Below are 14,861 nucleotides of genomic sequence, written 5' to 3'. Positions count from 1 at the left end.
TTTATTTTTTAAACCAAAGGTCATTCAAAAATCCTGAGAAGATCAAGAATGAGAACATGACAACATGGAAGGTGATAATAACCCCCAGCGCTTGGGTCCACTTGTTGTCAGGCAGGGCCGGTAATCCCTTGCTTTTACGCTCTTTATTGATGGTCTTTTTCTTACGTAGCCAAGCGTCATTGACCACCAAGCCCAGACCGTGGAAAAGACCATAGGCGATATAATACCAGGTCACACCATGCCAGAAGCCCATGATCAACATATTGATCAGATAGGCCACACTAGAAGTCGTATTGCGGTTTTTAAAGACCTTGTTGCGCATAAGCACCATGACCAGGCGCATAAAGACAAAGTCACGGAACCAGAAGGACAGACTCATGTGCCAGCGATTCCAAAATTCCTTCAAATCGCGTGAAACAAAAGGCTTGTCAAAGTTGATAGGGCTCTTGATTCCCATGAGATTGGAAATAGCTAGCGCAAACATCGAATAACCGGCAAAGTCAAAGAAGAGATCCAGACCAAAGACATACATGACGCCTAGCGTTCCTAGATTGAAGAAACCGCCAGTATAGAGGGCATAGGTCTTGACATGCCCTAAAATCATGTGGCCAAAGATATGAGCCAGGACAAACTTATAGAGAAAGCCCAGCATGATATACTTGACCGACTGCTCCAGCATATCTAGAAGCTCATCACGCTCTGGAATTTGAAGATAATTTTCATTGAAACGCTTAAAACGATCAATGGGACCACTCGAAAAAGTGGGCATAAAGAGCATAAAGCGGAGGAATTCCCAGAGGCTGAAATCAGTCAGCACACCATCCCTCAGCTCAATAATCATCCCAACTGAGCGGAAGGTCAGATAGGAAATTCCCAGAAAGCCAAAGAGTGATTGATGGCCACTGATAGCTGGCTCGACCTTAACCCAGAATAAGGGCAGAACCGCCAATGCTGTATGCAAATAAAATATCCACTTGCTGTCCCGCTTTTTGCGGTAGAATTTATAAGAATAAACCCAGACCGTCTGCCAGACGACATAAAAGAGCAGGGCATAGAGCTGCGCCAGACTAGGGCCCGTCAGCATCAAGACAATAAAGGCCAAGCTGACTAAGGCTTCGTAGACTGGGAAGCGTTTCTTAAAGAAAAGTCCGATAAAGATTGGCAAAACAGCCAAGATAAGATAAAGGAAATACTGTGGGTCTCCGTAAGGCTCCAGGTGAGGAAGCTGTTTCAAGAAATCCATCATGACTTGTTGACCTCACTAATCAGCCCCTTGATATCAATCTTGCCGTTTGGTGTTAGGGGCAGAGATTCCCGATAGAGGAACTTCGATGGCATCATATAAGACATCATGATATCCTGTAGATCCTCTTTGATAGCCTTGGTAATATCGATTTCGCGGTCAAATTGCTCTGCAACACCGTCTTTCAAAATAACGTAGGCTAATAAGTTTTGAACCTTGTGGTCCTTATTATAACGTGGCACTGCTACTGCCGCCTCGATATACTTGGATTTGTTGAGGTTTTGAGATACGTCCTCTAACTCGATGCGATAGCCATTAAACTTAATCTGGAAGTCCATACGACCGCCGTAGAGTAGGAGTCCTTCATCAGTCATTGTACCCACATCACCTGTATGATAGGCTGGCAGCCCTTCAAATTCAAAGAAGGCTTCAGCTGTCTTTTCAGGATTGTTGAGGTAACCCTTGGATACGGCTGGTCCGCAGACAATAATTTCACCCTGCTGACCATTTGGCAATTTTTGCCCATTCTCATCAATGACAAAGGTTGGTGAATCCGCCTTGGTATAGCCGATTGGCAAACGCTTGAGGGTCGCTAGCATCTCATCCGTGATGGCAACTGCAGACAGAGCCACCGTTGCCTCAGTCGGACCATAGGCATTGATAATACGAGCCTCAGGGAAACGCTCCCGCAATTTTTGAGCTGTCTTGACCGTCAGCTCCTCCCCATCAAAGTAAAAATGAGTAATGCCTGGCATCTTTTGGCTGTTAAAATCTTCCGAAAGCATGGCCATATCCGCAAAGGACGGTGTAGAAGTCCAGATTGCTACAGGCAGGCTGAGAATCGCTTCAAATAGCTGCTTGAAGTCCTGAGTCAGACTAGACGGCAGGGCATAGAGAGTTCCTCCTAGTGCCAAAGTCGGTGCCCAGTACATAACTGACAAGTCGAAAGAATAAGGCGGTTGCGCCAGCATTTGCGGACGGCTCGGTGTCGCAAATTCCTTGTCTGTAATCATCCAGTTGGTAAAGCTGAGCAGATTATCATGAGAGATTTGCACACCTTTAGGTTTACCAGTCGTACCAGAAGTAAAGATGATGTAGTAATTGTCATCACCCTTGACTGGATGGCTCAGCTCATAGGCAGTCTTTTCTGCGTAAGCCGCTCTAACCTGATCCAGACTGAGAATGGCTGCATCTGTATCCGCCAGCGGAAAATCTGCAATGGCGATAATCAAGCTTGGTTCAGCTACTTCCACGATAGCCGTCACGCGCTCCAAGGCTGAATGACTATCAATAGGAATATAGGCATGACCTGCCTTGGTCAAGGCCACAAAAGTAGCCAGCATTTCGTACTCCTGACCACCGTAGACCACGACGGGTGACTTGGGAGCCAGCCCCAAGCTATCAATCTTGGCTGCCAGTGCATCGGAGTCGGCCTTTAGATCCCCGTAAGTATGAACTTGTCCGAGGACATTGTAGACAGGGAAATCTGGCTGCGTCTGAGCAAAGTGCTCAATCGCTTCAATCATATCTGTAATTGCTGTATTTGACATGTGTATAGTACTCTCTCTTACATTAAAATTCATTGTAGATAAAGCCACCTTGACCTTGACCAAGATAACTAAAGAAATAAAGCAGGGCTACGAAAATCACAAAGTATAGCAATGTCTGCCCTACAAACTTATAAATCGTCTTATATTTCGTCATTTCATTCACTCTTATCTTTTTTTAGATAGACATAGATTATTTTACCATTTTATAGAGAAAGATTTCAATATAAAAGCTATCAATTGTGTAAAGTTCTTGTAAGGAAATAAGGAGAAAAAGAGTTACTTCCCTTATCTTTCAAGGATGAAATCCTTTTCAATATCTATAAGTAAAATTTCTATATATTACTTGACTTTTTGTTCAAAGGGCGGTATCCTATATGTAGAAATTTTATATATAATATTTTTATATATAGGAGGTAGTGCATGTATTTCCCTACATCTTCTACCCTGATAGAATTTCTGATTTTAGCGATTTTAGATAAAGAAGATTCCTACGGCTACGAGATTAGCCAAACCATCAAGCTCATTGCCGATATCAAGGAGTCCACGCTTTATCCTATCCTGAAAAAATTGGAAAAGAGTCAGTATTTAGCGACTTACTCTCAGGAATATCAAGGTCGAAAACGAAAATATTACTCTCTGACCCCAACAGGTCAGAAACAACTGGTTCGGCTCAAAAATGAATGGGAGCTTTATACCAGCATGATTAAGGGCATTATCGAAGGGAGTGTTCGCCATGACAAGAACTGAATATCTAGCCCAGCTAGAAAAATATTTAAAAAAGTTGCCAGCAAAAGACTATCAAGAAGCCATGGACTACTTCACCGAGTACTTTGACGAGGTCGGTCCAGAGGGAGAGACAGCAGCTATAGCTGAGCTTGGTAGTCCCAAAGAAGCGGCTCACGAGATTATCATCAATCTTCTGGACAAGAAAATAGAAGAAGACAGTCAAGAAGCTAGCTCCGTCAAAAATAGCAAGCAGATCGTCCAGATTGCTATTCTGTCCATCTTGGCAGCTCCACTAGCAATTCCTCTATTAATTTTGGCTTTGACTTTGATTTTTACTTTCTTCCTCCTCATCAGTGTCTTTGCTTTTGTTATAGCCGTCTTTGCTTTTGCTATGTTTGTCATGGGGGCGAGTCTGATTTGGGACAGCCTGACTCTCGGCATGACCACTTCGATTCCTGCTTTTGCCCTTAGTTTGGGTATGAGCCTTTTAACCTTGGGGCTGGCTGGACTCTTCTATCTCAGCATTGGTCCTATCCTTCGCTTTATCAAACTGAGTTTTGTCAAACTCGCCCAAGCCTTGGCACGGAAAGGAGGCCGTCATGTCTAAAGTAAGAAAAACCATACTCAGTATTACTGTCGCCGCCTGTCTACTAGGAGTAGGCCTGATATTGGTCGGTCTAGCCAGTGGTGGTCTGCAGGATCTGGTGAGGAGCTCAGCCGCTAGCACCAAGATGGCCAAGCAAGAAGAAACCTATGGCAATATCCATTCCTTAAATCTAGACCTGAGCAACCGCTCGGTTGTGATTGAAGAATCGCCCGATGATAAGGTTCACTTGACCTATTATCAAGGAGACGGCAAGACAACTGAAAAAATCAGTACCAAGGCTGAAAACGGTAGTCTATACATTAAGGAATCCAGCTTTTTTATCAACATTAACAGCAGCCTACGCTCTTTACTAGGCTTGATAAATGGAGATTTGGAAAGGACTCAACAAATCACTCTAAGCCTACCTAAGGGAAGGAACTTGGAGCAGGTTAAGGCCAGTTTAGCTAACGGCAGCCTATCAATCAATGACCTGACAATCAAAAAATTAAAAGCCGATCTCAGCAATGGTTCAATCGAACTCAGTCATAGCCAGATTGAGACTGGCAGTATCGAAAATGACAATGGTAGCATCGAGCTAGTCCAAACCAGCCTGACCGATACTCAAATCAGTCTCTCCAACGGCAGTATCACTAGTGATAAACTAACCCTCAAGGGCAATATCAACATGTCCAGCGACAATGGCTCCATCGATCTCCATCTCACCGAAGAGACCTTCAAAGCCATCTCACTGGACCTGCAAACAGACCTAGGTGACATTGAAGTGCCCAAGGACATGCAGACGAGCCACGACCAAGAGGACTTTATCGGAGATCGAGTCATCCACACCAATGAACAGGCTCAAGCCAAGCTGACCGCCAGCACCAGCACCGGTAGTATTGAGATTAGTCATTAAAAATAGAACGGAGCCTGATTGGTTCCGTTTTTTATGGTTATTTTCTCTAACCCTACCTTTACTTCCTATATCCTTTATGTTATGATACTCTATAAAAAATTATCATAAGGAGGTCCCTATGAAAAAACTTACATCTGGCATGCACATTCGGGTCGTCAGTCCCTCGTCGTCAATCGAACGCCTTGGTGGCTTTGAGGCCAATCTAGCCGCCAAGGAGCGCTTGGAAAAGCTAGGATTTACCGTGTCTTTTTCGGAGCATTATCTGGAAAATGATATGCTAGACTCTGCCTCCATCGAAAGCCGAGTGGCAGACATCCATGCTGCCTTCGCAGATGACTCCGTTGATGCTATTCTGGCTACTATCGGCGGTTTCAACTGTAATGAACTCCTGCCCTATCTGGACTTTGAATTGATTGCTAAAAATCCTAAGATTTTCTGCGGCTACTCAGACACAACAGCCTTGCTCAACGCTATCTATAGTAAGACCGGCATGAAAACCTACATGGGACCGTCCTACTCCAGCTTTAAAATGGATGCCCTGCAGGACTATCAGACCGAGAGCTGGCTCAAGGCCGTCAGCCAGACTTCTTATGAATTGACTCCTAGTGAAAAATGGGGCAGTAATGCTTGGTATCTGCCAGATGCACCGCTGACCTTCCATGAGACAGAGTGGAAAGTCTACAACCATGGAAAAGCCCAAGCCACTGCTATCGGCGGCAATCTCTCTACCTTCTCACTTCTGCGTGGGACACCCTATACCCCGACAGATGAAAACTACGTCCTCTTTGTTGAAGAGGCCGAGGAAGATAATTATGTGGAGTTTGACCGCAATCTAGCTGCCCTCCTTCAGGCCTATCCCAACCCGCAGGCCCTTCTCATCGGCCGCTTTCCAAAAGAATGCCAGATGACAGAGGAGCTGCTCTTTTATATCTTGGATAAACATCCAATTCTAAAGACGATTCCCGTCCTCTACGACTTGGACTTTGCCCATACTCAGCCACTCTTTACCATTACCATCGGTGCTCAAGTGACCGTGGATACGGAGACGATGTCTATCAGAATTGACGAATAAACAAGAATCCCTCCTTCCAGCTGGAAGGAGGGATTTCTCTATTTAGATCTTATTGCATTAAACTGTCATGATTGGGCTTAATGTCCACCGGGACCGCCACCTTGTCCGCCTGGGGCACCACCGTCACCAGGGCCATCTGCTGTGATTTCGGTTCGGGTTTGCCCATTGACCGTGATAGTCCCGCCCGTATAGGTAGCCTTACCATCAAAGTCAAAGGCAGACACAGTGGACGTGATAGCTAAGTTTCCACCTGTCATGATGATATCGCCGTTGGAATCAAGGGCGTCTGTATCGCCTTGGCCGACCTCAACCTTGATATCACCACCAGTAATCTTGATGAAAATCTCAGCTCCAGTCGCTGTACTAGCTGCATTGATCCCATCATCAGTCGCATAAAGGTCAAGTGTACCGCCGTTAATCGTAACATTTGTTCCCTCTAGGGCTTCGACACTGGACTTGACTGTGATGGTGCCACCGTCAATCACCGCTGCATTGCTAGCATGAAGGCCGTCATCACCAGCATTAATCGTAATGGTACCAGACTGGATATAGAGATTTCCGAGCGAAGTGTCCTCATCATTATCAGCGTGGATCGCATCCTCCGTCGCGGTAATATCTAGACTAGCCTCCTTGATGTTGATGGCATCATTGGCTGACAAACCATTCTTGTAACCTTTAATCGTATAAGTCCCGCCTGTGATGCGCAGGTCATCATTAGACTCGACTGCGTTACCATATTTTCCTTCGATGGTCAGACTGCCTGAGCCGTTGAAAGTCAAGTCGTCCTTACTGTAAATGGCCGCATCGTAGTCAGTATTGGTGTGATTGGCTGAGTCAGAAATGCTATTCTTGCTGCCTTCAGCTAGGGTAATGAAGGTTTTATCCGCATTTTCTACCACAATCGCTGCATCCGTCCCTGTCATGGTCACACCATCCAAAACGATTTGCACCTTGTCTTGATCGCCAGCCTTGACGACAATCTGCACATTTTCACTGCTACCAGAGAGGACATAGGTTCCAGCTGCCGTAATCGTCACCGTGGAGCCAGAAACGCTCGCTCCGTCACCAGATGTCTTGGCTGTAGAGCCGCTCAAGCTAATCTTGGTCGCTGTCGACTCATCATAAGAAGCATCCTGATCACGATCCGTGAAATAGCTAGATGTATCTGTCTTTGTCGTACTGGTAGCTGTTTGAGTGGTCGTGGCACTAGCACTCGTACTAGTGCTGGACTGGCTGGTCAAACTGCAAGCTCCCAAGGTGACACTCATTAGCGCTAGGGGCACCATTAGTTTTATTTTCTGAAATATTTTTTTCTTGTCTGTTTTCATGATTGGCCTCTTTCTAATTATAATTCATTTTCTTTCGTGATATAGCGGCTGATGGCAATCTCTAGATTTCCATTGCGCGTGCGTAGGGCATCGATGAGTTCTTTTTCGGTCATTCGACCATTCAGCTGAATGATGTATTTAATCTTAAACAAACTTCCCATATCAGAGGTTTTGACATTGGCCAGTTCAACATGATTGGCAGCTTGGTTGAAAATATCATCAAAAATGCTTTCATAGTCCAGACTTTCTGGTATGACAACAGTCAGCTGGCGCATGGAATGCTTCATCTGTCCAAAATTAACCACTTCAAGCAGCAGCATGGCGAGCGACATGATGAAGGTAAAGACGGTCGCAAAGACCAGATAGCCCATTCCGATGGCAATCCCGATTGTCATGACTAGGAAAATGGACACCAACTCCTTAGCTCCTCCCGGTGCGGAACGGAAACGAATCAAGCTGAAAGCTCCCATAACGGCAACCCCTGCTCCCAAACTTCCATTGACCAAGAAAATCACAATTGCAATCAAGGTCGGCAAAAGCGCCAAACTCATCACAAAGGATTTGCTGTAAACTGTCTTAAACTGGTAAACCTTGGCAATGACTAAGCCCAAAAGCAAGGATACTCCAATAGCCAGCATCATCATGGCTGGATCTACGGCCGTATCGGTAAAAATATCATAAAATAAGTGACTAAGCATGATTTACAACTCCTTTATAGTCTGTCGTTTTCTTGTAAGCAACCCCGTATTTGGAAAAGGAGCTTGGGAAGACCTGATGGCGATCCAAAATCTCACTCAGCCAGAGCGGATAGGCTCCTGGCACCTTGACTTCCATAATCACATGATGATCCGGCAGAAGATTTTCCCCGTAATGACCATGCAAGAGGCTTAAATCATAGTTGCGGTAGGTCAAATCGTGGTCAATGGTAATCCGAACATTGGGATCCTCCATCCCCTTCATAGAATAACGATTGTAGTAGATATACATCATGGGCTGCAGGCCACCGTAGCGCTGACCCAGCCAGTCGATTTCCTCACGAATCTGACAATCTTCAATCTTACTGTGATCGCCCTCCAAGTAAGCCTCGGCAGCTACTAAATCTGTCGAAATGCGGCGCTTGTAGACAATCTTACGCACTTTTTTCTTGATTTCCAAAAAGACTTGACTGTCTTCTCTTGGGCTTTCATCGTAGGTCCGCACGCGCAATTTTTCTTTAAAATAAGGCTTTTCTAAGGATTCACGAATCATTTGATAGGTCGGGGTGTCGTAGTAAAGATTATGGATGGTCGAGTAAGCATGCTCATCCTCCACCAGATGACTTTCAAACTCGGTCAGTAAATCGGCCAAGGTTTCTTTGGAAATAATATATTTGGTTTCAAATCGTTGAAATTTATCTTTAAATGTTTTTTTAGCCATGGATTCTCCCCCTGTCTTTCTTGTAACTAGAGCCATTTTACGGATGAAAACTTAAAGCAAGGCTAAAGAAAACTTAAAGAAAACAAAACATTCATATTTTCATAGCGAATAAAATAGATTTGTGGAGAAAATCTATACAATAAAATTCTCTGCTGTTTCACGTGAAACAAAAAAACTTGGTTCTGTTCACAAAACCAAGTTGTTCCTTTCATAGAGAAAATAATCTGCACTCTTCTCTATCTTAAATGATTTTCTTCTTATCAGGACGATAGGCCATTGTGCCTAAGACCATAAAAAGCAGTAAAGTCGCGGTCAAGAAAGCTAGTTGGCCACCGATTTGACCATTCATCGAGATCGTTTCCCGCAGTCCTGACACCGCATAGCTCATCGGTAAGATTGGATTGAGCTTTTGGAAGATTTCTGCCGTTAGGGGCAGCGGATAAGTACCAGCGCTGGAAGCCAGTTGCAGGAGCAAGAGGATCAAGGAGATAAAGGCCCCAACCTTACTATCCCAAGTGACCAGAGTCGTCACAACCGCCATAAAGGCCATGCTGGCTAAAACGGTTAATGCTAACGTCGTCCATTCGTAGTTGGCCTCAAGACCAATCAAATGAACCGCTCCATAAACCAAGATACCTGCCAAAACAGAAATCAAGCCATTGACTTCCAAACGAGCCTTGAGCCAAGCTTTGCGAGAAGCTGGCACCTGACCAGAAGGAAGCGTGCCAAAAATAACATTGGTCGAAATCGCCGCCACAAAAAGAGCAACAGAAATCATGTAGGGAGCCATACCAATACCATTTTTACCAACCTGATCTTTATCTGTCTTTTTCAGCTCGACAGGGCCAGCCAAGGCAGCCGCATTGTCCTCTGTCACTGAAAGCTCGGACAATTGACCCTTGGCATCCGTCAACCCTGTATTTAGAGTCTGAGCGCCGATTGATAAATTTCCCAGCCCACTGTTCAAGGTGAGACCACCATTCGCTAACTGCTGAGAACCATCCGCCATTTGAGTTGCACCTGTAGATAATGTTTGCATACCTGCGACCAAAGTAGATGATTTATCATGTAATTGAGAGAGGCCTGAGCTGATTTGACCGATTCCTGAAGTCACTTGGTCATTATGGCTCGCTAGGTTAGCTGCTCCTTGAGAAAGCTGATCGACACCTGTAGTATAAGCGGCTACTCCCTGAGCTACTTGAGAAAGGCCACCTGTATAAGCCGTAATGCCTTGAGAAAGGGTCGCTGAACCAGTGCTAGCAGAGGACAAGGCGTCATTTACCTGACCCAAGCCACCGTAGAGACCACTAATCATAGCTGAAGCACCTGGCAGGACTTGGTTGGCCGCTGCCGACAGCTGACTTGCCTGACCACTGGCCGTTTGCAGTCCTTGCAGATTCGTTTGGATAGCTTGGACTTCCTGTACAATAGTTGCCGCTGCACTACTGCTAGAATCAGCACCACCTGCTAGAGCTGCTTTTAGTTCTTCTTGCTCATCGGCAGAAAGTTTTTGGTAAGCAGCTGTGCCTTCTAAAGCAGCTACGGCTGCCGCCCGATCACTTTGCGCACTACTTGCCAAAGACTGGGCATTGGTCGCAATCGTCGTGAGAGAAGCCGCAATTGTTTCCGTTGGCAAGCTCGTTCCCGATGTGGCATTCTGAATAGCTGTATTGAGCTGATCTAGACCCGCCGTCAACTGAGCAACCTTTTCTTGGTTAGTCGTAACACTGCTATTAACGGAGGATTGCAGTTCTGCCAAACCGCTGTTTAGGCGCTCCACACCAGCGACTAATTCCTGTGAATTACCCGTCAGTTGGTTGGTTCCATTCAGTAATGTTTGTGACTGAGCAGTTAACTGACTGGCGCCAGCTGAAAGCTGCCCAACTCCATCTGTATATTCCGTCATCTTGCTAGTAAAAGTCGGCAAGCCAGCATTGATCTGAGCCACTCCATCTGTGTATGCTACCAGACCAGTTGACAGCGCTGTGGCTCCATCTGAGAAAGTGAGGCTGGACTGAGCTAGACTTTCCAAGTTAGTAGACAGCTTTTGGCTACCGTTTGCCAGTTCCTGACTGCCTTCGGCCAATTTAGCTGTGCCATCGGCAGCTGTTCCAAGTCCACCTTTTAGCTTATCCATACTCGCAAAAAGGCTTGTCACATAGCTGTTTGTAATCTTCTGACTGACCGATTGCTTCATCGAAGTCATGGCAGAATCGCTCATTTTGCTGGCGATAAAACTATGACCACTGGATGTTTGGTAGTGGATCGTAACTTGCTTAGGCTGATTGCTCAAGATACTAGCCGCATTGGCTGATAGATCCTTAGGAAGAGTCACCACCATGTAATAGTCGCCCTTTTCCAATCCCTTCTCTGCCTGATCCTTATCCACAAAATGAAAATCCATCGCTGCATTTTTCTTCATATCTTGAACCATATCTGAACCAATGGACAAGTCTTTTCCATACAAGCTCGCCTTCTGGTCCTGATTGACCACCGCTACTGGCAAATCAGAAAGTTTGCCATACGGATCCCACATAGAGCTCAAAAAAATCACATTATACAAGGCTGGAATCAAGGCAACCCCCAGCATGACTACAATAATCTTCGGTTTTTTGAAGATGGCTTTCCATTCTTTGAACATCTCTTCTCCTTTTTTATACACATTGTCTAAAAATTTGATATAATAGATTATACACAATAAAAAAATTAAGGCAAGCAGAAAATTCTGTTTTTGTACACCTTGTCTAATTTTGTATAATTCAATGACAAAGGAAAAATTAAAATGACGGAAAGTAATAAACGTAAAAAAACCAAGGCCATCATTGAGAAGGCTATGGTTGACTTATTGCATCAAGAATCTTTTGACCATATTACAACAGTCGAATTGGCGCGAGCTGCCGGTATCAGTCGCAGTAGCTTTTATACCCATTACAAGGATAAATATGATATGATTGAGCGCTATCAGCAAGGCCTCTTTCATCAACTAGAATATATCTTTGAACACAATCGAGAAGATGTTGCAGTCGCTATCACAGAGGTCTTTCAGTTCCTGACCCAAGAGCCTCTTCTGGCTGCTCTCTTGACGGAAAACGGTACTAGAGAAATCCAAAATTTCCTACGCCATAAGCTCCAATCCTTACTTTCCCAAATCCTACAGGAACGGTTTCGCAATAAAGCTTTCAATCAAATCGAAAAGGAATACGGCATCGTTTACCTCGTCAATGCCTTCTTTGGCGTCTACCAGATGTGGATCGCCCGAGGTAGTAAGGAAAGCCCAGAACAAATGGCTAATCTTCTTTTAAAGATGCTATAAAACTCAACAACTAATAAAGGCTGGGACAAGATATCCCAGCCTCTTTTTGTTAGTCGAATAAAAAAGAAGCCGAAATCGGCTTCTGAATAAATTTCCAATAGAAATTAAAGCATTTTGTTGTAGAATTCAACGACAAGTGCTTCGTTGATTTCTGGGTTGATTTCATCGCGTTCTGGCAAGCGAGTCAATGAACCTTCCAATTTTTCAGCGTCGAATGATACGAATGCTGGACGTCCAAGAGTTGCTTCAACAGCTTCAAGGATTGCAGGAACTTTCAATGATTTTTCGCGAACTGAGATCACTTGACCTGGAGTTACGCGGTATGATGGGATATCAACGCGTTTGCCGTCAACAAGGATGTGACCGTGGTTTACGAATTGACGAGCTTGACGACGAGTAGTCGCAAGACCAAGACGGTAAACAACGTTATCCAAACGGCGTTCCAAAAGAAGCATGAAGTTGAAACCAAGGATTCCGCCTTTGATTTTTGTAGCTTGCACGAACAAGTTACGGAATTGTTTTTCACCTACACCGTAAGTGAAACGAAGTTTTTGTTTTTCAGCCAATTGCAAACCGTATTCTGACAATTTAGAACGGTTGTTTGGTCCGTGTTGTCCTGGTACGTAGTTACGACGTGCCAATTCTTTACCTGTACCTGTAAGTGAAAGGCCAAGGCGACGAGCTTGTTTCCAAGATGGTCCTGTATAACGTGACATATGTATGTCCTCCTAAAAATAAAAATATTTCGGTGGAAATAGTCACTTAGAAAGCCCTGATTCGTGCAGATGCCCTTCGCCTAAACAGCCAAGGTTACTTGTCATAAGACACCTGTTGACGAGCTTCATGCTTTCCTGCTGCTATTTCACACAAAGGCTATTGTACCATGAATACAGTCAAAAGTAAAGACTATTCTACAAAAAATCAAGCCCAGAGGCTTGATTAAAGTCATTTTTAGAAAACAAGGCAGCTTACAGCCCCAAAAGCTTCAAAATCTCCTGCTTGTATCGGAGCTTCTGCAGTTCCTTATCCTCGCTGTCTGACCAAGTCAGCTGGAGATCTGCTACGATTTGTCCAGGCCGATTTTTCAGAATATAGATACGGTCGCTGAGAGCCAGAGCTTCCTCGATGCTATGAGTAATGAGGAGAGTCGTCAGGCCTAGCCTACGATGAATATCCAGATACCAAGCGTGCAGCTCCATCTTGGTCAGCTCATCCAAGGCACTAAAGGCCTCGTCCAGAAGAAATAGCTTATGACCGAACATATAGGTCCGCAGCAGAGCCACGCGCTGCCGCATCCCCCCGCTCAGTTCATGTGGATACTTGTCTGCCACATCAAAGAGCCCGAACTCCTTCAAAATCTGAGTCGCCTGCTCCGTCGCTGCCTTTTTGGATACTTTTCGGATTAAGAGGGGCAAGATGACATTGCCCAGCACCGTCTTGTGCTCCAGCAACAAGTCCTTCTGCAGCATATAACTCACCCGGCCCTTGGGATTTTCCTGCCCGTCTAGGATAATCCTGCCCGACTGGACCTCCAAAATCCCAGCAATCAGATTAAAGAGGGTCGTTTTCCCGACTCCACTAGGCCCCAAAATCGCTACGACCTGGCCTGCTTCTACCTCTAGGCTGATATCTTTCAAAATCTGCTGCTCATCATAAGCATAACTTACATTTTCAAGTTTAATTTCTGTCATTATTTTATATAATCGTTGCTAAATCCCTTGTCACTCAAGTCATTGTTCACGATGCCATTGTCCTTGGTCCATTTGTAAAAGGCATTCCAGCGGCTAGCCTCAAACTGACCCCACTTGTCCTTATCTGATGCATATTGCTCGGACAGATATTTTTGGGAAGCCAAGACAAAGTCACGCTTATTTTTTAACTCTGGCGCATGCTTGATTAAAATATCCGCTGCTTCTTCAGGGTGCTCCATGGCATATTGATAGCCCTTCTTGATGGCCTGTAAAACCTTTTTCGCCTCGTCTGGATTCTTCTTCAGATAGTCATTATTGGCAATGATGACTGGAGAATAATAGTCGAACTCCTTGACATAGTCCTTCATGTAAAAGAAATTAGTATCCATGCCCTGAGTCTCTGCCATGATGCCGTCCCAGCCGTGGTAAATCCAGGCTGCATCAAACAAGCCATTTTCAATCGGCGTAATAGAGTTGGAATCGTTGTTGGGAACTTTTTCCACTTCATCAAACTGACCGCCTTGGCTTTCTACCAAAGTTTTGAGCATGCCCAGCTCCACTGGATCATTCCATGTACCGTATTTCTTGCCAGCCAGATCCTTAGGACTTGTAATCCCTGCAGACTTCTTAGAAATAATGCCCGAAGTATTATGCTCTACGATGGCCGCAACGGCCGTGATTTCTGCGCCCTTATCCAGTTTTTTAGCCATGGAGTCCTGGAAGTAAATACCAAAAGGCGCCTTGCCATTGATAATCAGATCTGAACTGCTATCTTCAGGCGGTAACTTGATATCCACATCCACACCTGCTTCCTTAAAGTAGCCCTTTTCCTGAGCTACATAGAGGCCGGTATGATTGGTGTTTGGTGACCAGTCTAGGATAAAATCAATCTTTTTATCCTTACTAGCAGACTCTGAGCCTGACTTGCTGCAAGCCGCTAAGCCGAAGATAGACACGGCAGCCAAGCCTGCCAAGAACATTTTATAAGTTTTTTTCATTATAATCCTCTTTTCTTTTTTGGAA

General features: G+C 44.9%; 15 protein-coding genes. 5 read left to right on the top strand and 10 right to left on the bottom strand.

Going from position 1 to position 14,861, the window contains the following annotated elements; genetic code table 11:
• Position 1 precedes the first annotated feature (1 nt).
• The 3 genes from dltB to O3651_RS03885 are packed head-to-tail and all read right to left on the bottom strand — an operon-like array spanning position 2 to position 2,947.
• The gene (gene dltB / locus O3651_RS03895) at positions 2-1,246 is read right to left on the bottom strand and encodes a D-alanyl-lipoteichoic acid biosynthesis protein DltB (RefSeq protein WP_371609624.1); all 1,245 of its coding nucleotides are present in this window, start codon (positions 1,244-1,246) and stop codon (positions 2-4) included.
• Positions 1,243-2,793 (bottom strand): D-alanine--poly(phosphoribitol) ligase subunit DltA, encoded by a 1,551-nt coding sequence (dltA, locus tag O3651_RS03890; protein ID WP_371609623.1) that lies wholly within the window; start codon positions 2,791-2,793, stop codon positions 1,243-1,245. Before dltA ends, dltB begins: the two co-directional genes overlap by 4 nt.
• A gap of 22 nt (positions 2,794-2,815) precedes the next feature.
• Positions 2,816-2,947, bottom strand: coding sequence for a teichoic acid D-Ala incorporation-associated protein DltX (locus O3651_RS03885; protein WP_005591428.1), 132 nt, complete (start codon positions 2,945-2,947; stop codon positions 2,816-2,818).
• 266 nt (positions 2,948-3,213) lie between these two features.
• On the opposite strand from O3651_RS03885, the gene O3651_RS03880 reads away from it, so the two are divergent.
• From O3651_RS03880 to O3651_RS03865, 4 genes are all read left to right on the top strand, one after another.
• Positions 3,214-3,540, top strand: coding sequence for a PadR family transcriptional regulator (locus O3651_RS03880; RefSeq protein ID WP_125379145.1), 327 nt, complete (start codon positions 3,214-3,216; stop codon positions 3,538-3,540).
• A complete protein-coding gene (locus O3651_RS03875; RefSeq protein ID WP_313962765.1) occupies positions 3,527-4,126 on the top strand; it encodes an HAAS domain-containing protein in 600 nt (199 codons plus the stop codon). The genes O3651_RS03880 and O3651_RS03875 overlap by 14 nt, the downstream gene beginning before the upstream one ends.
• Positions 4,119-5,018, top strand: a complete 900-nt coding sequence (locus tag O3651_RS03870; protein WP_313962766.1) for a DUF4097 family beta strand repeat-containing protein — start codon at positions 4,119-4,121, stop codon at positions 5,016-5,018. The genes O3651_RS03875 and O3651_RS03870 overlap by 8 nt, the downstream gene beginning before the upstream one ends.
• 118 nt (positions 5,019-5,136) lie before the next feature.
• Entirely contained in the window at positions 5,137-6,090 is a 954-nt protein-coding gene (locus tag O3651_RS03865; protein ID WP_371609622.1) for a S66 peptidase family protein, read from the top strand.
• Between the two features lie 77 nt (positions 6,091-6,167).
• Here O3651_RS03865 and O3651_RS03860 read toward each other — a convergent pair whose 3' ends face one another.
• The 4 genes from O3651_RS03860 to O3651_RS03845 all read right to left on the bottom strand — a co-directional run bounded on the left by O3651_RS03860 (position 6,168) and on the right by O3651_RS03845 (position 11,475).
• Positions 6,168-7,418, bottom strand: coding sequence for a carbohydrate-binding domain-containing protein (locus O3651_RS03860; RefSeq protein ID WP_371609621.1), 1,251 nt, complete (start codon positions 7,416-7,418; stop codon positions 6,168-6,170).
• Between the two features lie 17 nt (positions 7,419-7,435).
• A complete protein-coding gene (locus O3651_RS03855) occupies positions 7,436-8,116 on the bottom strand; it encodes a DUF4956 domain-containing protein (RefSeq protein WP_371609620.1) in 681 nt (226 codons plus the stop codon).
• The gene (locus O3651_RS03850) at positions 8,109-8,834 is read right to left on the bottom strand and encodes a polyphosphate polymerase domain-containing protein (protein WP_371609619.1); all 726 of its coding nucleotides are present in this window, start codon (positions 8,832-8,834) and stop codon (positions 8,109-8,111) included. Before O3651_RS03850 ends, O3651_RS03855 begins: the two co-directional genes overlap by 8 nt.
• A 241-nt stretch (positions 8,835-9,075) precedes the next feature.
• Positions 9,076-11,475 carry a YhgE/Pip family protein gene (locus O3651_RS03845; RefSeq protein ID WP_371609618.1) on the bottom strand — a complete coding sequence of 800 codons (2,400 nt, stop codon included), beginning with the start codon at positions 11,473-11,475 and terminating at the stop codon, positions 9,076-9,078.
• Positions 11,476-11,616: 141 nt separating this feature from the next.
• Between O3651_RS03845 and O3651_RS03840 the strand changes: the two genes are divergently transcribed.
• Positions 11,617-12,147: a TetR/AcrR family transcriptional regulator gene (locus O3651_RS03840; RefSeq protein WP_005591417.1), complete on the top strand. Its 531-nt coding sequence runs from the start codon at positions 11,617-11,619 to the stop codon at positions 12,145-12,147.
• Positions 12,148-12,251: 104 nt separating this feature from the next.
• Here O3651_RS03840 and rpsD read toward each other — a convergent pair whose 3' ends face one another.
• The 3 genes from rpsD to O3651_RS03825 form a co-directional block, all read right to left on the bottom strand.
• Positions 12,252-12,863, bottom strand: a complete 612-nt coding sequence (gene rpsD, locus O3651_RS03835; RefSeq protein ID WP_000092756.1) for a 30S ribosomal protein S4 — start codon at positions 12,861-12,863, stop codon at positions 12,252-12,254.
• A gap of 252 nt (positions 12,864-13,115) precedes the next feature.
• Complete coding sequence (locus O3651_RS03830; protein ID WP_371609617.1) at positions 13,116-13,838, bottom strand: ABC transporter ATP-binding protein; 723 nt, start codon at positions 13,836-13,838, stop codon at positions 13,116-13,118.
• On the bottom strand, positions 13,838-14,836 hold the full coding sequence (locus tag O3651_RS03825) for an ABC transporter substrate-binding protein (RefSeq protein WP_371609616.1): 999 nt from the start codon (positions 14,834-14,836) through the stop codon (positions 13,838-13,840). Before O3651_RS03825 ends, O3651_RS03830 begins: the two co-directional genes overlap by 1 nt.
• Between the last annotated feature and the right edge of the window lie 25 nt (positions 14,837-14,861).

Origin of the sequence: Streptococcus sp. 27098_8_73 (genome assembly GCF_041432495.1) — a bacterium.
In the GTDB taxonomy this organism is placed as follows: domain Bacteria; phylum Bacillota; class Bacilli; order Lactobacillales; family Streptococcaceae; genus Streptococcus.
The sequence above is the reverse complement of the archived record's forward strand: the minus strand, read 5'-3'. Positions and strand labels throughout refer to the sequence as shown.